Origin of the sequence: Shewanella inventionis (assembly GCF_014641855.1) — a bacterium.
GTDB classification, from domain to species: Bacteria; Pseudomonadota; Gammaproteobacteria; order Enterobacterales; family Shewanellaceae; genus Shewanella; species Shewanella inventionis.
Genome location: NZ_BMII01000003.1, coordinates 18,160 through 39,957, shown reverse-complemented (window position 1 = coordinate 39,957; position 21,798 = coordinate 18,160). Strand labels below are relative to the sequence as shown.

The window sequence follows — 21,798 nt, the reverse complement described above, 5'->3', positions numbered from 1 at the left end:
CCCCTAAAACTTAACCTATAAAAAATAGCCACATGAGTGGCTATTTTTGAGCGAGTAAATGGTTATTGGAAACTTAAGCTCCAAGTATCGATATATCCGGTATCTCGTCTTGCACTGTCAACAGCCTTGAGTGACCAAATACCACTTGATTCAACACCTGTCATATTTGCAGAATAGGTCTGGTTAATATTATCTGTGCCGCCTCCAGTCTTGTTATGCAACACAACCGTTTGACCTGTTGGGCTTACAAGTTGAATTGTTAAGTCACCAATATAAGTGTGAACAACGCCTACCGACACGGAAACCGTTCCAGAGTCGCCAGTACGAGTTACTGTAATCGGACTCGTAATGCCTGTGGTGTTGTTATCTGGGATAGTATAGTTATTTGTATTGGTGTATGTTGCCGCGCCACCAGTGCCACCACCTGATGTCGATTCAGTGTAATTAGCCACTAAGCTTACGCCACTAAACGCACTGTAACCTTGTACCATTACATAATAAGTGCCAGCTTGTGCTGTCGATATTGGGCATGATTCTGCATTACCGCTTTTCCATGGTCGACAATCATAGCTACTGGTTGTTGGGGATGCGCCATACTGTACATATAAATCTGCATCGCCTGTACCACCGCTCATGGTAAAACTTAAGTTTGTAACGCCTGCTGGTACGTCAAATGAATAGTAGAGCTCATCATTCTTGGCGCCTGCTAAACCGGTTTTGGCTACACCTTTAACCAGAACATTATCACCAGAACCTGTTCCAGGATCAGTAGGGCCATTACAAGATTCATCTAGGTAAGCTTTTGCTGCAGTTGCGTTTACCATACCAAAGCCAGTTTTGTTATCACGGCCTGCAACATTCAAATCATCGGCTGTAGCATTTAACGCTGAACGGATTTGAGCTGCGCTACATTCAGGATGATAACTCCAAACTAAGGTAGCAACACCTGAAACATGTGGTGTCGCCATTGATGTGCCATTGTAATATTCATAATCTTGATTACCTAAGTTAGATACCGTTACTGTTTGGCCTATTTTAGCTTTTAAGGCTAAGCCTGTAGTGCGGTCAACTGACATGGATGGGATTAATATTTCACTATTGGCATCGACTAAAAATGGATTCTGTAAACCTGGCAGTGCGGTATTACTGTATACAATAACGCCACTCGCCCCAGCAGTTTTACACGCCTTAACAGCATTAATTTCAGGGTAGCTTGTACCTTGGTTGCCAATACGTTCAACCAAACAGATTTTGTTGCTCATGTTGCCACAATTAAAGCTTGTACCATTGACCGAGCACTCTGCTAAAACTGCGGTTGCACTTGCATTAATTGGCGCGGCAGCATAACTGCTACCTGATGGCGTTAGGCGATTATGCGGAACAACGCCATTGTTAAAGTATGATTGGCCTGCAATGATAATATCGGCTGTACGGCCCTCACCGACAGTGACAGTCGATAAAATGGCCTCTCCTGGACCCGAGATTTCAACCTGATCGGTATATTGTGAAAATGCAGCATGATCGCGATTACTATCAACCGCTGCAACTGACACGACACTGTCGTATGAGGCTGGGTAACTGTAACTGCTGTCGCCAGCATTACCTGCTGCAGCAATCAGTAACACTCCATTGTTATAATGGGTGTTTAATGCATTGCGCTCAGTGGTGCTTGAACCGCTACCACCTAAGCTCATGGTGACAACATTGGCGCCACCTGAATTCACGCAGGTATCAATTGCTGACACTAATGAAGATGAATAACCCCAGCCAGCTTCGTTAAACACTTTAACAACATGAATATTGGCATTTTGATTTGGCATAACACCTACTACGCCTTCATTGTTAGCAATAGCGGCAATCGTACCTGCTACATGCGTGCCGTGGGCATTATTATTGCCAGGTTGATACCAGTTACCCGTGCCAGAGTTGTTTGTGCCTGTAACATTATTACCGCTTAAATCGTTGTGGCTTCGGTCGTAACCTGAGTCAATGATACAAATGCTGCGATTACCTGTCTGGCTGTCGCTGAGCACGGTTGCACCCACATAAGTTTGTCCCCAAGGTGTGGTTTCTGCTAATAGGCGACGGGGTAAATCTTCTTCGACATATTCTACATCTTGGCGTAAACGCAGTGCTTTAATTGAGGCGCTGTCGAGTTTTGCTGAATAACTATTGCTTCGACCAATTCGTTTCATCTCTCGAGCTTTGACACTGTTGAGTGCTCTTAGCTGAGTAAACACCTCATTTGAACGAGGTTGATAGTCCATGCTATTTAAATTTGTGTCATTGCTGGCACTTTGGCTGATGGCAATGTCGTTCATCACTTGTGCAGCATTGTCGTTTCTAAACTTCACAATATAGCGTTTAGGTAATGGTGATTGCTGTTCAATTTGTTGATTATTAATGGAAATTGACGGTTGTAACGGTAGCGCATTGATATGGGTCGAGACAGCTAAAGCGAGTGCTGTCATGCTCAGCATCGTTATTTTTTTGGGGTTGTTTTTCATTTTATCTTCCATGTTATCAGGGTAAAAATAGGTCATTATAATTATGTTTACAGTTAAGCTATTCTGCTTAACGGGACAAAATGTAATCAAAAAATAACATTATGTAAACAAAATGTTAACAAAATAGGGGTGCTGCCAACGTGTTGCAATTGATTGATTTTGATTTTTAATTTGTTATATGTGAATAAATATTCTGATGTGTTGCGATAGATTAGTAGGCGGTATAGCTATGTATAAAGACATTGAGCTTGATGAAAGCGCTTTACTAAAAAAAGTGGTTAAAGTGCAAAATATGCGAAAATATTTATTTAAATTTTTTATGCTTTCTAGCGTTGGTTAATCCAAATCTGGATAAATAAGTGATCAGAGATAGCGTAAGAGAAATCGCTTAAAATAAGGCAGAAATTGCAGCGAGCTCGTTGTTCTACCTTCAACATTCCTAACGACCTTTATAAGCGATGTAAGAATGATCCCATTCTTACTGATTGGTATGATAAGTGGTTTAGCGTTACATTCACTATATTGCATTTATACGTGACATCGCGCTTATATCGAATTTATTAGTGTAGAGTGTTGTTTAATTTGAGTTTATCCAGATTTACTGTTATTTGAGATGGGCTATTTTTTGTAGAAATTGTTGAGGTAGGAAACTTACTGTTTAAAAGTGGCCTTATGATAAACCCAATCAACCTGAAGAAGATCAGCAACATGCATATTCAGGTTGATTAGGGGTATAAGGCTATTTAGTTAACGCGTAGACATTAATGTATCAAAACCACCGGCATTATAGGTTGCAGTGTAACCTTGCTCGATTAACGCATCTTGCGCAATGCCACTTCGGCGTCCACTGCGACAATACAACACGACTTCGGTATTTTTAGCGATATTGAGTTTGGCTAGCTCGGTAACGATATTTTCAAATGGAATATTAATCGCCCCTTCAATATGGCCTGCTGCAAACTCTTCAGCTGTACGCACGTCAATTAATGTGGCGTTTTGGTGAATTTTTTGCCATGCGACAGAACCTTGTTGCTCTGTCGCAAACAAAGGTGTTGTTAGGCATCCCGACACCAATAGCAGTACGGTCAACATAGGTTTGATTGTTTTGAGCATAGATTTTTTCAACAGGTGTTCCTTGTTGTTAACCCAATACGGTTATTTACCTAGGGCAATTTCTGCTGCTGTTTTAATACCCATCTTTTTCATAATGATGGCAGCAGGGCAAAAACCTGTAAAGGCACTTTGTAATAGGTTAGCGCCAACAAACACAGTAAGCCAGATAAAATGTTGGCTAACGGTTGCCATAAGCACTAAAGACAATAAAACCATAAAGCCTGCAAAGGCCATAATACTTCTTTCTAATGACATATCGAGCTCCTTTGGGTGTAACACCCGGTTAATTAGCATGAGTAACTAGTTTGTTTTTGTCGTTAATTTTGATTTCATTACTGAAAAATAAAGAACGGGGATAACGATAAGCGTTAAAATGGTTGAGATAAAAATCCCGAAAATTAAGCTTATTGCTAGCCCATTAAAAATAGGGTCGTCGATAATAAACAATGCACCAATAATTGCAGCCAGTGCCGTTAGCATAATGGGTTTTGCTCGAACGGCTCCTGAGTGGATCACGGCCTGTTCAAATGAAACGCCTGCCGCCGTTTGCTGATTTATAAAATCGACCAGTAATATTGAGTTACGCACGATTATTCCTGCCAGAGCTATCATCCCTATCATTGATGGCGCTGTAAATTGCGCTCCTAGTAGTGCGTGTCCTGGCATAACACCAATCACAGTTAATGGAATGGGTGCCATAATGATAAGGGGCACAATATAAGACTTAAATTGCCCGACCACGAGCAGGTAAATGGCTATCATGCCCACGGCATAGGCAATCCCCATGTCCCTAAAGGTTTCGTAGGTAATTTTCCACTCGCCATCCCATAAAATAGCGACGTCGGTTAAGCCATCTGGTTGTTCTACAAAACGTTGAACAATAGGGTATTTAAGCTCACCTTGTTCTGTTTCATGATTAATTTGACTGACCATATCAAACATCCCATACAGTGGGCTGCCTGTAGGGCCTGCCATATCTGCAACTACCATGATCATCGGCACCATATTTTTGTGAACAATAGCTGCGTTAATTGCTTGTTGTTTTATATTCACAAGCTCATTAAGTGCAATATGCTCACCGCTTTGGCTCGCTAAATGTAACTGCAACACTTGCAGTAAATCTACCTTGGCGGCTTCGTTCACCTGTAGGCGGATTGGTGTTGGGTGTTTACGATTTTCAAGGTGCAAGTAACTCGCGTCATCACCATTAACTGCACTACTGATGGCTTGAACAATACTGCTATAGGACACGCCTAATAAACGGGCTTTATTGCGATCGATTATCACTTGCCATTGCTGTTGCTGAGCTGGCAAGAAGATGTCCATGTCGACAACATATTCTGTCTGTTTAAAGCGTTGCAATAAATCATTGGCTGCTTGTTCTCGCTGTGCAGTGGTGGGGGCATAGACTTCAGCAACAATAGGAGACCACACCGGTGGCCCGGGGGGAACTTCAACTATTTTGACATTGGCATTATATTTTAATGCGATGTTTTGTAATGGCTCCCGTACCGATGACGCTATCGTGTGGCTGTCACGGTCTCTGTATTGTTTATCAACTAAATTAACTTGAATGTCGCCCAGCTCTTGGCTGCTGCGTAAAAAGTAATGCCGTACTAAACCATTAAAATTCATCGGTGCATGAGTGCCAGCATAAAGCTGAATGTGTTCGATTTCTTCAATGGTTGTTAGGTACTGACTTAAATCTTGTAACACTCGCTGGGTTTGTTCAACAGGTGTGCCTTCAGGCATATCAACCATCACCTGAAACTCAGATTTATTATCAAATGGCAGCATTTTTAACACTACCGCTTGAAATACTGGCAAGGCTACTGCGAATGCGATGAGCAACATAATACCAAGTGCTAGGCCTTTGCGTGCTTTACCTGCATGTTCACCAATGAGAAAGGGGCTCATTAATTTGGTGAACAAGCGCGTCAATGCTGTTTCTGATTCGGTATAAGGTTCGCTATTACTGTGATGTTTATGCTCTTTGAGTAAATGGCCACTCAACCATGGTGTCATAATAAAGGCAATGAGCAGTGAAATAAGCATTCCCATACTGGCGTTTATAGGAATAGGGCTCATATATGGTCCCATGAGTCCGGACACAAATGCCATTGGCAGCAATGCCGCAATAACGGTAAAGGTGGCTAAAATGGTTGGCCCCCCCACTTCATCAACCGCAAGTGGAATAAGTTCAATCATGGGTTTATTGCTAAGCGCCATATGGCGATGAATGTTTTCGACCACCACAATCGCATCATCAACCAAAATCCCAATTGAGAAGATGAGGGCAAATAATGATATTCGATTTAACGTAAACCCCCACGCCCAGGATGCAAATAAGGTAATGGCAAGCGTGATGATAATGGCGATACCTACGACCGCAGACTCACGAACTCCCATAGTAAACAGCACTAACAGCACTACGGCACAGGTGGCAAATATGAGTTTAAAAATAAGTGTATTAGACTTGTCACCTGCGGTTTGACCGTAATTGCGCGATATCGCGACGTTAACATTGTCGGGGATCAACACATTGTCGACGGCATCTATTTTTGAAAGCACCGCATTGGCAATATCCACTGCATTTTGGCCAGCTTGCTTGCCAATAGCAATGGTGACAGCCGGGTAACTGCCTTGTTGATTCACATGCCAAACATTTTGTTTAGGAATGTCACTTTGTAATTGAATCTCGGCTATGTCAGATAAATACACTACACCTGCAGCGCCTGTGGTGGTGGCAGTGTTGACTTTAATTAATAGGTTTTTAACGTCATCAATATTACGTAAGAACTCACCTGTTTTTAGTTTAACTTCTTGATTATACTGCGTCAGAGAACCAAGTGCAGAGGTTTGATTATTGTCTTGAAGTGCACTGCTGATGTCTGTAAAGGTGACACCGTAACTGTTCATTTTGATTGGATCTAAACGTACATTTAATACCAGTTCATGTTGCCCTTGACTGTAAATCTCTCGGGTGCCGGGGATCCGTTTAAGCTCGGTTTCAATCACAGAGGCCACAGAGGTTAGCTGCTCTGCTGTCATGCTAGGATCTTCAGACCAAAGGGTTAATCCGACAATGGGCACATCATCAATACCGCGGGGTTTTATTAATGGCTCCCCAATTCCCGCAGCGTAATTAAATTTATCGCGATTGGAATACAGCTGGTTATAAAGGTTAACTACCGCTTCATCACGTGGAACGCCCACCTCAAAGATAGCAATAATCAATGCACCGTCGGGTTGTGAAAAAGAATACAGGGTGTCGATGCCTTTAATTTCAGAAATGATTTGTTCAGCAGGCAGTGTCACCTGGTGCTCAACTTCAGTTGGTGTTGCACCAGGGTAAGGAATAAACACATCGGCAAAGGTGACATCAATTTGCGGTTCTTCTTCTTTGGGGGTAATGATGACAGCAAAAATACCGAGTAATAGGCCTAAAATGGCGAGTAACGGGGTGATAGCGCTATTTTGAAAGGCTTTGGCTATACGGCCAGAGATCCCTAAACGAGTTGAACGTTTTTCAGGAGACATACATTACTCCTTCGCTTTAGCGGCGCGGCTGTGTATTAAATATTGGGCAGCGTCGATAACAATTTCATCAGATGGCATTAATCCTGATAGTACTTGTGCTTGCAGATTGATGTGATCTACAACCCCCAAGCGTACTTGGTTAAGCACAAGCTTGTCGCCATTTTTACGGTATACCGAGGTGAGATCGCCAACACGATGAATAGCAGACATCGGCACCAATAATGTCGGTTTGCTTGGTTGCTCAAACATGACTTTGGCCCACTGGCCAACAAGGGGGGCGGTGCTATTTGGGTTGGCAAAGTTTACCCTAACAGTATGGCTATGAGTTTGAGCGTCAGCAAAGTGATATGGGTTGATGTCAGTTGCTGTAATTTCTTGGCCATCTGCGAGTTGAATGCGAATAAGGTCAAGTTGCCTGATAAATGCTAAATCTTGCTGTGACACCTGAAAAACCACTCTAAGCTGCTCGGTGTCGTAACCCGAAAACAGCGCTTGGCCGTAAGAGATGGTTTCGCCTTGTTCAACAAAGCGTTGAGTCACACGGCCGCTAAATGGAGCACTGACTATGGTGTAGTTTAGGCTTTCTTTTGCTTTAATCAGTTGAGCTCTTGCGGCACTAACAGCTTGCTTTGCCGCTTTGGCTTCAGCGGTTGCTTCATCCATAGCTCCTTTTGAAATAGCCCCTTTGGGAAACAGTTCTTTATAGCGGATGTATTGCGCTTGAGCCTCACTGTAAACGGCTTGTGCTTTTGCTAATTCAGCTTCAGCGCCTGCTAAGCTCGCCCCTTGTTCTTTGTTGGTTATTTCAAGCAGGGCCGCACCTTGAGGCACTAAATCATTAACATCGTAATGGATATTAATTATGCGACCTGATGTTTGCGCAGATACCGTTGCCGCTTTAATGGGTTCAACTTTTGCGTCAAAAACTCGTGTTTGTAGGTGAGTTGCATATTGAAGCGTCAAAGTGTCAAACTCTTGAGATGACCCTACGGGGAAATAACTCATTGAGCAAATTATTGCGATGAGAGAGAAAGAGCTGATTAACCGAGACATAATAATACCACCTTTACAAAGTCTATAAGAAAATTCTAATGAACTTTGGTTTTTTACGCAATAGGTTTATTAGAAAAATTTCATATATTAGCTCGAATAGATATAAAAAAACCGCCCATTAACAAGTAAAAGGCGGCTTGGTTGAAATTGCTTGAGTTAACAGAACGGCTTACTTTAGGCGATGCTCTAAAGGGTGTTCTTAATTAATCTTTGGCTTAAAAACTGTAGTTGTATTGCACTGAATAATACACAGCATTTGAGCGTGTTTGTGCTGATATTTCACTGTCTAAGCCCGTAACCATGGGCAAAATTGCACTGTTTTCTAACACTGTAACATCTTTACCGCGAACAAAAGCAATGCCAAAATCAACGCTTGATTTGTTGGTGAGGTCGTAACTTACACCTGCGGTATACCAAGTACGGTCAGAATCAGGAATTGACAGCGAAGAATGCTCATCAACAACACCTTCGTCAGTGGCAATACCTGCACGTAATGTCCAATCTTCACTTAGATTGTAAGTTGCGCCTAAGCTAAGAAACCATGAATCTTTCCAATGATATTCTTTTAGATCAGTTTGTGCTGCACCGTTGTCGCCATCAATGACTTCGATTTTGTCAAACTTGCTCCAGTTGGTCCATTGTGCGGTGTAATGCACTGCAAAATCATTGGTTAGCTGGTGGAACCCGGCAAATTGAGCAATGTCGGCAATTGGGATATCAATTTCGTTATATTCAGAATAAGCATAATTCACATCACCTTTAGCGGTTAATGTTGGGCTTAAACGATAGCTTAGGCCAAAACGATTATCTTGATTCATTTCATACACTACACCAGCAATACCGCCTAATGCCCAACCGTCGGCCTCTACGTCAACAATAGTACCAATTTGAGTATTTTCAGTGGTACGAGTTAAGGTGCCACTGCCATAAACAGCATCAAGGCCTAAGCCAAGGCTCCATTGGTCATTAATACGGTATGAAACACTGGTGTTTAGGTTAATGGTAACTACTTCAGTATTACCCAGTAAATCGACAGGGGTTGGTAATGGTACGGCATTACCCCCAAGGGTAGGGGTTCTGTCTGCTAATGAGGTTAAATCTGTACCTGTTCCATAGTTACTAAATGCGGCAACACCAAAAGCCCATTTATCATCAATTGGGTTGATGTAATAAAAATTTGGGATAACTTTTGACTCTGCAGCATCGTGTTCGCTGCCATAGTCAACATCCTGACCACCGTATGAACCAGTGACATCAGAAACTGACACATCGATATCGGCGTAAACGGCACCTAAAGATAATGAGGTGTTATCAAATAATGCCATGGCTGCTGGGTTACGTGATAAAACAGATGCATTGTCGGCAATGACGGCATCGCCAGCCATAGCACGACCAATACCGGTCGCTGATTGGCTGTTAAGTTGAAAACCCGCAGCAGATGCTTGAGCGCTGGCCATTAACACGGCTGAAGCAAGAAGAGTCTTATTGAACTTATTCATTATTATTTCCATTTATTATTATCATGACCTGCAAATGTTAACTTGTAGGACCACTTATGGTGTTAAGTTTGTGGCATCTTAGGTAAGTGCCATGTTGCCAACAACTCCGACCAGATGTTAGTTGTTGTTAATATTAGGTTAATTTTGGTTTTGTGGTGTTCTAGGTGGTTGATACCATAGCAGTATATGTAAATATGGCTTGCTCACATTTTTAATAAATAAATTAATTAAAATTTATTCATGCAAATAGAATGTAAAATAAACGTTAAAAATCAAGGGGTAGTTTAATTGGACGGAACAGATGGTGGGAGGGTAACACAACCTCATTGATATGGTTGTGTTACCTAGTGTTATCTAGTGTTGGTTATGACTTTAATGAATCATTAAAACGGTCAAAGTCCGCAATGGTTTTAGGGGCTGGTGGGGATAGTTTACTCACCACAATACCGACTAATGTAGCCAATACAAAACCTGGTACAATTTCATATAAATCGAATATGCCACCAGAAAGCTGTTTCCAGACCACTACCGTTATAGCGCCTACGACAATGGTTAATACCGCACCATTACGACTATAACCACGCCAAAACAACGACAATAATATTACGGGTCCAAATGCTGCCCCAAAACCTGCCCACGCATAGCTTACAAGGCCAAGGACGCTGCTTTCTGGGTTAAGCGCCACAATGCCAGCCACCAGAGCAATTGCGATAACACCTATTCTGCCAACCAACATGAGTTCTTTATCAGTGGCTTTTGGGCGTAACCATTTAAGGTAAAAGTCTTCGGTGATCACACTCGAGCAAACCAGTAGTTGAGAGTCAATAGTGCTCATAATGGCTGAAAGAATAGCGGCAATCAGCAAGCCACCAATCCACGGGTTAAATGCAACGTGAGCAAGATTAATAAAGACCGTTTCAGCGTTTTCTAATGGATTTGCGGCAAAATATAAGCTGCCTGCAATCCCTGTTGCCAGTGCTCCAATTAACGATAACACCATCCAACTCATGGCTATTCGGCGAGACAGCACTAACTCTTTTGGATCGCCTATAGCCATAAAACGCGACAAAATATGGGGTTGTCCAAAATATCCTAAGCCCCACGCAAGAAGCGATACTAGGCCTAATACTGTGGTGTCGTCGTTAATAAATGACAACATTGCTGGGTCGATTTGCTCAAATCCTATTTGAGTGTCAGGTTGACTAAATATGGTAACCGGCACAATCAGTAAGGCAATTAACATTAAACAGCCTTGAAAGAAGTCGGTCCAACTTACTGCAAAGAAACCACCAATAAAAGTATAAGAAACAATAATAAACGAACCAATGACCAGAGCTGTGGTGTAGTCTAGACCAAATACCTTTTCAAATAATATGGCACCACCCACCATGCCAGAAGAGGCATAAAAGGTGAAAAACACTAAAATGGTCACAGCCGAAACGACTCTTAATAACCCATGGCTATCATTAAAGCGATTTTCGAAAAAGTCTGGTAGTGTGAGCGAGTTATCTGCCATTTGGGTGTAAATACGCAAGCGCTTGGCAACAAATAACCAGTTTAACCACGCGCCAAAAATGAGGCCAAAACCAATCCATGCCTCACCCAGTCCACTTAAATAAACGGCACCCGGCAGTCCTAATAGCAGCCAGCCTGACATATCTGAAGCGCCGACACTGAGCGCTGTTACGGCGGGGCCCATTTTTCTTCCGCCAAGAATATAGTCGTCTACCGTGTCAGTTTTGCGATAAGCCCAGTAACCTATGCCCATCATTAATGCCAGGTATCCAATAAAAGTAATGATGATTGGTGTTTGAATTTCCATAATGCGCCCATTGAATTATTTTTATGGCCGCAATCCTAGCAGAAGTTTGAGCAATATCACACTTTAAAATTTTCATCTATAAAAAACCCGCTATTCAAAGGGATAGCGGGTTTTAGTTAAAAATTGATCATGTTATATGAAGGTGTTTTCAACTTCTTTTTTGACAAAGTCTAAATCAGATGCTGGCTCACCAACTAAAACCATATAGGCGTCTGCTGTTTGAAAGCTTTTTCCTTTGTATTGATTATCGGCAAAGGCTTCTTCTAATACCATGCGACTTTCTGCCGGGACGATAAACAAGGTCACTTTATTGCCGAGCTCATCAGCCATCACCAAGTGCAAAGACTTCACGCCTTGAAAGTCACAATACGAAGTATAAAAAACGCGGCCAGGTTGCTTGATAAATTTAGACTCGCTTAGGCCTTTTACACTTGCGAGTTTAAAATTAACGTCGTTAAAGCCAATATCTTGCTCCATGATTAATGCTTTGGTTTCATGGTGCACGTGGGCTAATGAGTTTTCAGATAAGTTAATGGGTGTTAAACGCAATAAACTCACACTAATGCCCACCACAAAAGCAATCGACGCAGCCATTGCCATCATGTAACGGCCACGTTTTTTACTGTTTTGGTGTTCGCTTAATTGCTGTCGTAACAGTAACTTTTCTGCTAAATCATTTGGCACATCAATGTGTAATGCCGCGGTTAACTTTTTATCAAATGCTTTTAGGTCTTTGACAAATTCAGCATCGTCTTTGTTTTCAGTAAGGTGTGCTAAAAACTCGTCAGATTGATTATTTGGATCGCCATATGCCTGGCGACGAAATTGTAGATCATCCATTTGATTGACCTCTTACCTCGGGTGCTTCTAATGCTTCTTTTAATTGGTTACGCGCTCTAAATAAACGTGTCATGACTGTATTGCGATTTAGTTCGAGCATATCGGCAATTTCATCACCGCTAAAACCACCAATAAGTTGCAATAACAATGGTTCACTATACTCGATATCAAGCTTACCTATTTGGCGCCGTAGCCAGTATTGTTCGGTTTCATCTTCATTACTGGTTGAAAATACATCTTCTAATAACTCTTGCTCGACATCACTGTAGTCAAATTGTTTGCGCTCAAAGCGTCTGGCATTCTCGCGTCGTAAAATAGTGATTAACCACGCCTTTGCCGCTTTGTCATCTTTTAAAGAGTCTAAAGCGCGCCACGCTCGTAAGAACGTTTCTTGAGTGATATCTTCAGCAACATGTTTATCGCCACAAAGCCAAAAGGCGTAACGGAATATGTCGGTATGAAGTGCCCTGACAAGGCTATCGTATCGTCGTTGTTTTGCTACCATGTCAGATAAGACCGCGACATCAGTCTTTTTATTTCGCAAGCGTCCGAACATTTTTTAACTTTTTTTAGTTAAACATGTTCAATAGCTTAAAAACCCTAAGGGCGAATAGCAAGACAAATCACCCCAGCGATAAATTTGAGCTGGGGTGATTGGAGTAAACCTAATGGACGGTTAAGGGTTTAGGTCTGCGATGAGTGGTTTTTTATAAGCCTGGGGTTGCTCTTTGTAAGCCAGAATGGCGTCCATTAATGATTTTTTATCCATCGCCTGTGGTTGGCGGCTGTATTTATCGGCTTGCAGTTTATGAATGGCCTGAGCTAGCGGTGTTGATAAAGCGCTAATTTGGCTCAGTGTCATTGGCTGCCCTAAACGCTCACTAAAATAGGCCTGCACGGCTGTGATTGCTGCGCTGCTATCATTTTTATCACATGCATGCATTATCGCATTTAACCCTGTAGTGGCTGTTTTACGCGGAGCATCAGCCTTTGAGTGTATATCATGTTGTGGGTTGTATGAATAACTTGCGGCAACTGCCCTGCGCCATAGCACTAAGGTTATCAGCCATAGTAAGGCGAATACCGCGGCGATGAGGGGCCAATATTCTTGGTTACTGGCAGGACTAAAGCTGTCCGCCGCGGGTATATCTGTTGTGGCTGCACTGCTACCAATGACCTCAATTGTGCGTTCAGGTAGGGTTGCATACTGTTGTTTTTTTAGATGTGGATTCCACCATGGCACGCGAATTTCTGGAAGGGTATAAGTGCCAGGTTTTGTCGGTACTATGGCCGTGGTTAAGCTGTATTGCGACACCACTTGATTGTCGCGTACAAAGGTTTGTCTAACGGGTTTTTCTGGGTACGCTTTTAATCCTTCAGCTAACGGAATATCAATATCGGGCAGGCTCGTGTCGTCGGTATTGGACGCAATAAGGCTGATAGTGCGGGTGATTGGGCTACCTACTTCAAACTCGCTGACATCGTCTGGCCAGGTTTCTTTTAGCATTGCAATGTCGCTAACTAACCATTTGCCCTGGTAACTTGCAGGTGTTGAGTTGATTTGAATCACTTCGCGTTCAGCTTCGGTTTGCATCGGTCTGCTTTCATTAAAACCAAACATTCCCCCGCGACGAGGTGCTTCAACTAATACATCACCTGAGAAGCTTGCACCATTGATGACAAGTTCGCCTGGCAAATCGGCAATAATCCCGTAGGTGCGTTCAATCACTCTAAAACGGCGACCATCGAGTATTTCGCTGCCATCTTTATCTTCGCCAATTTGTTTTATTTGTGCCCCTTCTACTGCGGGGGCGCTTAACACTCCGCGTTGAAGTTCTACAGCGAGATACAATTTAACTTTATAGGTAATTAATTGGCCAACATAAGCTTCAGTCGCGTTTGTTTCTACTTTAATAAAAACATTGTCGAGCTCATCGGCTGATGCGCCAGTGGGTAATACTTTTAACGCGATGGGTGTTGAGCTGACATTGTTAATGTTAAACGCCGGAATAATGACTGTGCCAGTTGATTTAGGTGAGAGTAACACTTGCCAGCGGGTTTCGCGCGTGGTGTCAAAATTAATCATTTTAGTGCTACGACCAACACTGGTGCGACCGACAATAAAATCGTCTAATAATACTGATGTATCGAGTGCGCCCGCGTTGAGATCATCATCGGCTACGATATCGAGTACAAAATACTCACCTTCGGCCACGGGGTTTCTATCGACAGTGGCTTGTACTTGAGTTAGCGCAAAAGCGGGCGAGGCAATGATAAATAGCAATAGGCTAAATAGAGTTCTGATTACCACTGTTCATTATCCTTAGACGGTTGACTATTTTGACGGCGTTTTTGGTATTCAAGCTGCATTTTATTACGGATCAGCACTTGTGGATCTTCGTTGATGGCACGCAAGGCTCGTTGCATGTCAGCGGGTAAATCATCTGGGTTAATTTGCGATGCAGAAATCGTTTCAGCAGGCTCTCCTTGAGGTTGCTGTGACGATGGTTCTGCTGCTGAGCTCGCACTAATTTGCTGTTGCTGATTTGCTTGCTCTTCTGCTTCTTGAGCCGCCGCTTGCATGCTGGCTTCGTTGCTTAATGGCTCGTCGCTTGGCTGTTGTCCAGATGGTTGTGACTGCATATCACTTTGAGTGCTGTCGGTGGCCGATTGCTCATCCGCCTCAGGGCTATTAGGCTTTTGTTGCTCACCAGCTTGCTGCTGCGAGCCAGATGATTGCTGATTATCATTTTTTGGGTTGTCAGATGCACTTTGTTGTGGGTCACTAGACTGTTCGCTATTGTCATCTTGTGGTGATTGTTGTTGGTTTTCAGCATCATTTTGTGATTGCTGCTCACCTTGATTATTCTGCTGTTGATCACCGTTTTGTTCTGACTGTGATTGTTGTGATGAAGATGAATCACTTGCGTTAGATTGATCTGAACTTGAGTTATTTTGGTTTGATTGCTCACCGTCACCAGATTGTTGTTGATTAGGTGATTGTTCAGCTTGCTGCTCAAGCAATTTCATTGCTAACTCAAGATTTTGCTGAGCTTCTACAAATGGTGTTTGCATTTTAAGGGCTTGCTGGTAACGATTAATTGCTTCTTGATAATTATTAAGTTGCATTAGGGCGTTGCCTTGATTGTACAGGCCATTGGCACTGTTATCTTGCTCAAAACCTTCAAGCGCGTGTTGGTAATTGCCCGCTTTGTAATGTGCCGATGCTTGCCATTGTTGACTTTCAAAGGTGTCAGCCGCTTTAGCAAACTCACCTTGTTCAAACGCCGATTGTGCTTGCTGATCTTGAGTTTGCCATAGGTCTTGCCAAAGGGAGGCTTGCACTGGTTGGCTGTTTATCATGTTGATACTGAGCAGCGCACCGAGCAAAAACAATGGATTTAACATCACATTCAGTAACCCTTGACGAAAGCTCATTAGCATTGGCAATACTAACAATAAGGCGAGATAGGGGCCTAGGTCTTGCCAGGATTCGCCGGCTAAATCTGTTTCTGTTGCCTCACCTTCTACCGCTAGCCAGTCAGTTAGGGTATCAATATCACTACCATCGGTTTGGGCTGGCACTAAGATACCTTGATGTTGCTGAGCGAGTTTTTGCAGTAAGCCATAATCTGTTTTGGCAACGACCACTTCGTTGCTGTTATCGCGCAGTAATTGGCCGTCACCTAAGCTAATTGGGGCACCTTGTTGGCTACCAAAGGCCATAATGGATAATCGATAACGGCTATTTTTTAATTCTTTAACAGCGTAATTAAACTGGCTGTCTGACACACCGTCAGTGAGGACAATAATATCACCGTGCACATGTCCGCCTTGAGCCAGTAAGTCCTGGGCTAAGCTCAGAGCTGATGCAAGATTAGAGCCTTTTGTTGGCATGATGTCGGGTGATAGGGTGGGGAGTAAGTTTAAAATTGTTGCAGTGTCACGAGTTAACGGACTTATGGTGTAGGCGTCTCCTGCGTAGGCGATAAGGCCTGTTTCACCTTCTTTTAATTCTGCTAATAAATCAGTTGCGCGAAACCGAGCATATGACAAACGATTTGGGCTTAAATCGGTCGCGTACATGGACAAAGACATGTCCATTATCAACACTCTGCCTTGCTCTGTTGCAAATACAGGTAAATTTTGTTTATTAATTGCGGGGCCAGCTAAAGCAATAACCGCAATCAACCAGCATAAAATAAGTAACCATTTGGGCTGGCTTTTATTATCCAGATTTTGGGTAATTAACAGTTGGCTTAAATGTGGTGCTATATATTGTTTCCATGCAGATTGCTGGCTATGTCTACGCCAAAATAATAAGCTAATTAAAGCGACAGGAAGCAAGGCTAACAGCCATTCAGGTCGAATAAAATGCACCATGATTAGTTTGCCTCCTTATTTGCATTTTTAGAGGCGAAAACCGTTGGCCATTGTTGTTGCAAAACGATGAGTAAACTCATGATGAATGACAATAACAAAGGCCAATAGAAGAGTTCGCTTTTAGGACGATAACTGATTTGGTCTCGGCTAACGGGTTCGAGTTTATCGATTTGTTGATATATGCTGTCTAACTCTTCAGTGTTTCGCGCTCTAAAATAATAGCCATTGGTCATTTCTGCGAGTTTTTTCAATTGTGTTTCATCTAAATCCATTGATGGATTAATGCGTTCTTTGCCAAATATGGTGCGGCGCTCTAATACATCAGCACCCACTCCAATGGTGTAAATGGTAATATTGCGTTTGGCTGCTATTTGCGCAGCAACTTCGGGCTCAATATTGCCCGCATTGTTTGAACCGTCGGTTAATAAAATTAGCACACGGTTACTTTCGTCTACTTGATCAAACCGTTTTACGGCTAGAGCAATGGCTTCACCAATGGCGGTTTGCTTGCCCACTAAACCGATTTGTGCATCTTTTAAAAAGGTTGCAACAGAGCGGCGGTCCAAGGTTAATGGGGCTTGCAGGTATGCATGGTCGGCAAACAAAATTAGTCCAAGCCTGTCGCCTTTACGACGTTCAATAAAGTCACTGAGCACATGCTGAATTAACGTAAAACGATTCACTGTTTGACCATTAATGACCATGTCTTCAATTTGCATACTGCCAGATAAGTCAACGGCCACCATCAAATCGCGACCTTTAGAGGGTAACTCTATGGGATCGCCAAGCCATTGTGGTCTTGCGATAGCAATTAATAACAATGCCCACATTAACCAATAACGTTTACGACTGTGTTTGTTTTTTCGGGTGTGAGCGACTGTGATGCCACTGGCAATGCCCGGAATGTGTAAGTGCCCACCAACCTCGTGTGTTTTGGTTTGCTTAATCAATAAGGGCAAAGGGAGTAGCAGTAAAAGCCAAGGCCAATATAATGCTAGCATTAGGCCTCCTGCGTATGCAGATAAGTGGTTAATGACGGGTCACTAAACGGCTTTTTATTGCTTAGCCATATTTTTGCCAACAGCGCTAATTGCTGCTTTTCGTCCGCAGTTAAGCCATTGGCCTGATGACGCTTAAACAGTAGTTCACCTATTACATGTTGTTGCTTGCTAGGTAGTCTGCTGTCGAGCCAGTCAAACCAGGGTTGGCCATTTAGCTTGGCTAGGCTTTCTCGTGGCAGATAAGTCATTGCGGTTCGTTTAAGTAAACTGTTTACCTGGGCTGCAAAATTGTCATCGTTAATGTCGTACTGATCCAGCAGTGACAATGCTTTTTTTCTGGGTGCATGGTATTGATATTGTTTGTATATTCTGTATGCAAACCATATGGCAATAACGATAATTAATGCCGCAATTATCCAATAACCGGGTGCGATAGGCATAGCACTAATGGGGTCTGGTAATTGGATGTCATTTAATTGTGCTAGTGGAGAAGCACTGGCATCGGCTGTTGTTGGCGGCATTGGTAAATTTGAAGTTGTCATTTAACGTAAAATATCCAATTGGGCGCTCAGTGGTTTAGCGGCATCAATTAATTTAGGCTGTACTTTAATCAAATTCATTAAACTAATAAATTGCTGCTGTTGTGATTGTTGGTTTGTTAACCATGAATCGTAACTTTGGCGAGTTAAAGTTAATTGTTGATGGCCATCTCGTACGGGTAAAGTAAATTGTTTAGGTAAAGCTAATGTGCCTTGTCTGAGTGGGTCAGTGACGATGAATGCGCCAATGTCACAGTGCCGAGATAACTCAGTAAGCGGTGCTAAACATTGCTGATTAATGTGTTGGCCGTCAGTTATAATCCAAATCAATGAGCCTGGCTTTGCAATACGTTGTAAACGCTGACAAGCTTTGAACAGGTGGTCAGGGGCTGAGGCTAGCTGATTAATTTGATTTAATTGCTTTTGGTGTACATCAATTAAACCAGAGGTTAATTGCAAAATCCCTTGGCGTCGGCTGCGCGGTTTGAGCTCTAAATGTGTTGCTTCACTGGCAATTAATGCCCCTAAACGATCGCCATGATTAATAGCATTCCAGCCAAGTGTGGTAGCCAGGTGTGCTATTTGTACTGACTGCAATAAAAGTTGCGAACCAAAGTATGCACTATGACTTAAATCGATGAGCAGCAGAATAGGGCGTTCACGCTCTTCGACAAACAATTTTGTGTGAGCCACACCGGTACGTGCAGTCACTCGCCAGTCAATGGTGCGAACATCATCACCATTTTGGTAATGACGCACTTCAGCAAACTCCATTCCGCGCCCCTTTATGAGGCTGCTTCTATGGCCAGACAATGCCGCTTTAGCGCGAGATTGACGGTCTGGAATGGCGCGCGACAGACTCTGGCAAGCAATAAGCTCTTGCTCTGTGAGGTTTACTCCGTCGCTGTATAGAGGCAATGATTGGGTATCTAGCATCATAATGCGACTTTACTTGCTAATATCAACATGCAATTTCGCCTTTAAGGTACGGCAACTTGGCTAAGAATATGATTTATCACTTGGTCTGCGGTCACGCCTTCGGCTTGTGCTTGATAGCTCAGCAATAAGCGGTGACGTAGTACGTTAGGTGCTACGGCTTGAATGTCTTCTGGTGACACAAAGTCGCGATCATTTAACCAAGCGCGAGCACGTGCACAACGTTCAAGTGAAATGGTTGCTCGCGGGCTTACGCCATATTCTAACCATTTTGCTAGTTCGTTACTGTAACGAGCAGGCTGACGAGTCGCCATTATGATTTCGACTATGTATTGTTCTAGCGGATCGGCTAGGTAAATTTCTAGCGCTTGATCACGAGCGGCAAACACGTCTGCTTGGGCGACTGGGTCGATTGTTGGTAATTGATGTGTTTGTGCTTCTTTGCGCGATTGACGCAAAATTTCGCATTCAGTTTCTGCACTTGGGTAATCAAGGTTTAAGTGCATTAAGAATCGGTCAAGTTGTGCCTCTGGCAGCGGGTAAGTGCCTTCGTTTTCAAGTGGGTTTTGGGTCGCCATCACTAAAAACAACGGTGGCAATGGGTAGCTGTTTTTGCCTACTGTAACCTGTCCTTCTGCCATGGCTTCTAACAATGCCGATTGCACCTTTGCCGGTGCACGGTTGATTTCGTCAGCTAAAATGAGATTGTGGAAAATCGGCCCAGCTTCAAACTCGAATGTGCCGGTTTGTTGGCGGTAAATATCTGTCCCTGTTAAATCAGCAGGTAATAAATCGGGTGTAAATTGAATGCGGTGAAACTCGCCTTCAACACCGTCGCAAAGTGCTTTTACTGCACGTGTTTTTGCTAAACCTGGTGGGCCTTCTACTAATAAATGGCCATTGGCGATAAGTGCGATTAATAAGTTTTCGGTTAATACAGGTTGACCTAACACAACAGTATCTAAATAGGTGCGCAGTGAGTGGAAACGACTTAACGGCATAGCTGTACTCAATTTATTTAGTTGGCATTGGGGTTATTGAAGCCTATGTTATGAATTCTATTGGTTTTTGGCTAGTAGGATTAACATATTTTAACTATTAATGAAGCAGATAGTTGTAAACGCCTGTTTAAAACTATTCAATAAAAAGTTAGAATCAGGTCACACTTTGATGGTCTGACCAGATAATCTGGCAAAAATAGAAAACTTATCGGCTCTGCCTTGATGAGCTAACAATAATAGAAGGGTGACATATGAGTGATAGACAACAGGTAACAAATGCCCGGGGCGAACGCATAGCGATTGTTGCCGGTTTACGAACTCCATTTGCGAAACAAGCGACAGCTTTTCATGGCGTATCTGCGCTAGATATGGGCAAAATGGTGGTAAATGAGTTGCTGTCTCGCTCTGAAATCGACCCTCAATTAATTGAGCAGCTTGTTTATGGCCAGGTAGTACAAATGCCTGCGGCGCCAAACATTGCCCGTGAAATTGTCTTAGGCACAGGTATGAATGTGTCAACTGATGCATACTCTGTAACACGTGCATGCGCGACTAGCTTTCAGTCTGCGGTAAACGTTGCTGAGTCAATTATGACTGGTAATATTGAAATTGGTTTGGCAGGTGGTTCTGATTCTTCGTCGGTGTTACCGATTGGTGTGTCTAAAAAGTTAGCTCACGCATTAGTTGACCTTAATAAGGCTCGTACTTTTAAGGACAAGTTTGCTATTGCTCGCCGTTTAGGCTTAAAAGATTTAATGCCTGTACCGCCTGCGGTGGCCGAATACTCAACGGGCTTGTCTATGGGGCAAACGGCTGAGCAAATGGCTAAAACGTATAACATTAGCCGCGCCGACCAAGACGCATTAGCGCATCGCTCGCATACCTTAGCAACTGAAACCTGGAATTCAGGTGTGCTTCAGCAAGAGGTGATGACGGCACATATTCCGCCGTATAAACAATTTATCGATCGTGATAATAATATTCGTGAAAATTCAGTTTTAGAATCTTACGCTAAATTGCGCCCTGCGTTTGACCGCAAACACGGTAGCGTAACAGCCGCAAACAGTACGCCATTAACCGACGGTGCCTCAGCCATTATTTTAATGAGCGAAGGCCGTGCGAAAGCGTTAGGTTATCAACCTATTGGTTACATTAAGAGCTATGCCTTTACTGCTATTGATGTGTGGCAAGACATGTTGATGGGACCTTCTTATGCAACGCCATTAGCGCTTAAGCGCGCTGGAATGGAGTTAGAAGATTTAACATTAATTGAAATGCATGAAGCATTTGCAGCACAAACATTAGCGAACATGCAGATGTTTGGCTCTAAAAAGTTTGCTGAAGAAAAGCTAGGGCGCAACCGCGCGATTGGCGAAATTGATATGAGCAAATTTAACGTGTTAGGTGGCTCACTAGCTTATGGCCATCCATTTGCTGCAACCGGTACGCGTTTAATTACACAAGTGTGTCGTGAATTAAAACGCCGCGGCGGTGGTACTGGTTTGGCAACAGCGTGTGCCGCGGGTGGTTTAGGTGCAGCAATGATTTTAGAGGTGGAGTAATG

The 21,798-nt window shown here is 43.1% G+C and carries 16 protein-coding genes; 1 reads left to right on the top strand and 15 read right to left on the bottom strand.

Going from position 1 to position 21,798, the window contains the following annotated elements:
- Positions 1 to 62: 62 nt before the first annotated feature.
- From IEW93_RS02405 to IEW93_RS02335, 15 genes are all read right to left on the bottom strand, one after another.
- Entirely contained in the window at positions 63 to 2,507 is a 2,445-nt protein-coding gene (locus IEW93_RS02405) for a S8 family serine peptidase (RefSeq protein ID WP_223418400.1), read from the bottom strand.
- 747 nt (positions 2,508 to 3,254) lie between these two features.
- The gene (locus tag IEW93_RS02400) at positions 3,255 to 3,632 is read right to left on the bottom strand and encodes a rhodanese-like domain-containing protein (protein ID WP_373284860.1); all 378 of its coding nucleotides are present in this window, start codon (positions 3,630 to 3,632) and stop codon (positions 3,255 to 3,257) included.
- Positions 3,633 to 3,662: 30 nt separating this feature from the next.
- Positions 3,663 to 3,875, bottom strand: a complete 213-nt coding sequence (locus tag IEW93_RS02395; protein WP_188736572.1) for a YgaP family membrane protein — start codon at positions 3,873 to 3,875, stop codon at positions 3,663 to 3,665.
- 45 nt (positions 3,876 to 3,920) lie between these two features.
- Positions 3,921 to 7,160 carry an efflux RND transporter permease subunit gene (locus IEW93_RS02390; protein WP_188736569.1) on the bottom strand — a complete coding sequence of 1,080 codons (3,240 nt, stop codon included), beginning with the start codon at positions 7,158 to 7,160 and terminating at the stop codon, positions 3,921 to 3,923.
- 3 nt (positions 7,161 to 7,163) lie between these two features.
- A complete protein-coding gene (locus IEW93_RS02385; RefSeq protein ID WP_188736567.1) occupies positions 7,164 to 8,213 on the bottom strand; it encodes an efflux RND transporter periplasmic adaptor subunit in 1,050 nt (349 codons plus the stop codon).
- Between the two features lie 215 nt (positions 8,214 to 8,428).
- Positions 8,429 to 9,712, bottom strand: coding sequence for an OmpP1/FadL family transporter (locus IEW93_RS02380; RefSeq protein ID WP_188736565.1), 1,284 nt, complete (start codon positions 9,710 to 9,712; stop codon positions 8,429 to 8,431).
- A 364-nt stretch (positions 9,713 to 10,076) separates the two neighbouring features.
- Positions 10,077 to 11,534, bottom strand: coding sequence for a sodium/proline symporter PutP (gene putP / locus IEW93_RS02375; protein WP_188736563.1), 1,458 nt, complete (start codon positions 11,532 to 11,534; stop codon positions 10,077 to 10,079).
- A 132-nt stretch (positions 11,535 to 11,666) separates the two neighbouring features.
- On the bottom strand, positions 11,667 to 12,374 hold the full coding sequence (locus IEW93_RS02370) for a DUF3379 domain-containing protein (protein ID WP_188736560.1): 708 nt from the start codon (positions 12,372 to 12,374) through the stop codon (positions 11,667 to 11,669).
- Complete coding sequence (locus tag IEW93_RS02365; RefSeq protein WP_188736558.1) at positions 12,367 to 12,930, bottom strand: sigma-70 family RNA polymerase sigma factor; 564 nt, start codon at positions 12,928 to 12,930, stop codon at positions 12,367 to 12,369. Before IEW93_RS02365 ends, IEW93_RS02370 begins: the two co-directional genes overlap by 8 nt.
- A gap of 120 nt (positions 12,931 to 13,050) precedes the next feature.
- Positions 13,051 to 14,685: a BatD family protein gene (locus IEW93_RS02360; protein ID WP_188736557.1), complete on the bottom strand. Its 1,635-nt coding sequence runs from the start codon at positions 14,683 to 14,685 to the stop codon at positions 13,051 to 13,053.
- Positions 14,679 to 16,757 (bottom strand): VWA domain-containing protein, encoded by a 2,079-nt coding sequence (locus tag IEW93_RS02355; RefSeq protein WP_229706556.1) that lies wholly within the window; start codon positions 16,755 to 16,757, stop codon positions 14,679 to 14,681. Before IEW93_RS02355 ends, IEW93_RS02360 begins: the two co-directional genes overlap by 7 nt.
- Positions 16,758 to 16,759: 2 nt before the next feature.
- Positions 16,760 to 17,758 (bottom strand): vWA domain-containing protein, encoded by a 999-nt coding sequence (locus IEW93_RS02350; RefSeq protein WP_188736554.1) that lies wholly within the window; start codon positions 17,756 to 17,758, stop codon positions 16,760 to 16,762.
- On the bottom strand, positions 17,758 to 18,300 hold the full coding sequence (locus IEW93_RS02345) for a DUF4381 domain-containing protein (RefSeq protein WP_188736553.1): 543 nt from the start codon (positions 18,298 to 18,300) through the stop codon (positions 17,758 to 17,760). The genes IEW93_RS02350 and IEW93_RS02345 overlap by 1 nt, the downstream gene beginning before the upstream one ends.
- Positions 18,301 to 19,233 carry a DUF58 domain-containing protein gene (locus tag IEW93_RS02340; protein WP_373284864.1) on the bottom strand — a complete coding sequence of 311 codons (933 nt, stop codon included), beginning with the start codon at positions 19,231 to 19,233 and terminating at the stop codon, positions 18,301 to 18,303.
- A gap of 44 nt (positions 19,234 to 19,277) precedes the next feature.
- Positions 19,278 to 20,234, bottom strand: a complete 957-nt coding sequence (locus tag IEW93_RS02335) for an AAA family ATPase (RefSeq protein ID WP_188736549.1) — start codon at positions 20,232 to 20,234, stop codon at positions 19,278 to 19,280.
- Between the two features lie 251 nt (positions 20,235 to 20,485).
- Here IEW93_RS02335 and fadI point away from each other — a divergent pair, with 251 nt between their 5' ends.
- Positions 20,486 to 21,796, top strand: a complete 1,311-nt coding sequence (gene fadI, locus IEW93_RS02330; protein ID WP_188736546.1) for an acetyl-CoA C-acyltransferase FadI — start codon at positions 20,486 to 20,488, stop codon at positions 21,794 to 21,796.
- Positions 21,797 to 21,798 lie beyond the last annotated feature (2 nt).

Excerpts from the sequence above, each read along its gene's own strand:
- fadI (WP_188736546.1), top strand. The coding sequence starts at position 20,486 with ATGAGTGATAGACAACAGGTAACAAATGCCCGGGGCGAACGCATAGCG.
- IEW93_RS02385 (WP_188736567.1), bottom strand. The coding sequence starts at position 8,213 with ATGTCTCGGTTAATCAGCTCTTTCTCTCTCATCGCAATAATTTGCTCA.
- IEW93_RS02365 (WP_188736558.1), bottom strand. The coding sequence starts at position 12,930 with ATGTTCGGACGCTTGCGAAATAAAAAGACTGATGTCGCGGTCTTATCT.
- putP (WP_188736563.1), bottom strand. The coding sequence starts at position 11,534 with ATGGAAATTCAAACACCAATCATCATTACTTTTATTGGATACCTGGCA.
- IEW93_RS02370 (WP_188736560.1), bottom strand. The coding sequence starts at position 12,374 with ATGGATGATCTACAATTTCGTCGCCAGGCATATGGCGATCCAAATAAT.
- IEW93_RS02350 (WP_188736554.1), bottom strand. The coding sequence starts at position 17,758 with ATGCTAGCATTATATTGGCCTTGGCTTTTACTGCTACTCCCTTTGCCC.
- IEW93_RS02340 (WP_373284864.1), bottom strand. The coding sequence starts at position 19,233 with ATGCTAGATACCCAATCATTGCCTCTATACAGCGACGGAGTAAACCTC.
- IEW93_RS02335 (WP_188736549.1), bottom strand. The coding sequence starts at position 20,234 with ATGCCGTTAAGTCGTTTCCACTCACTGCGCACCTATTTAGATACTGTT.
- IEW93_RS02395 (WP_188736572.1), bottom strand. The coding sequence starts at position 3,875 with ATGTCATTAGAAAGAAGTATTATGGCCTTTGCAGGCTTTATGGTTTTA.
- IEW93_RS02345 (WP_188736553.1), bottom strand. The coding sequence starts at position 18,300 with ATGACAACTTCAAATTTACCAATGCCGCCAACAACAGCCGATGCCAGT.
- IEW93_RS02355 (WP_229706556.1), bottom strand. The coding sequence starts at position 16,757 with ATGGTGCATTTTATTCGACCTGAATGGCTGTTAGCCTTGCTTCCTGTC.
- IEW93_RS02405 (WP_223418400.1), bottom strand. The coding sequence starts at position 2,507 with ATGAAAAACAACCCCAAAAAAATAACGATGCTGAGCATGACAGCACTC.
- IEW93_RS02380 (WP_188736565.1), bottom strand. The coding sequence starts at position 9,712 with ATGAATAAGTTCAATAAGACTCTTCTTGCTTCAGCCGTGTTAATGGCC.
- IEW93_RS02390 (WP_188736569.1), bottom strand. The coding sequence starts at position 7,160 with ATGTCTCCTGAAAAACGTTCAACTCGTTTAGGGATCTCTGGCCGTATA.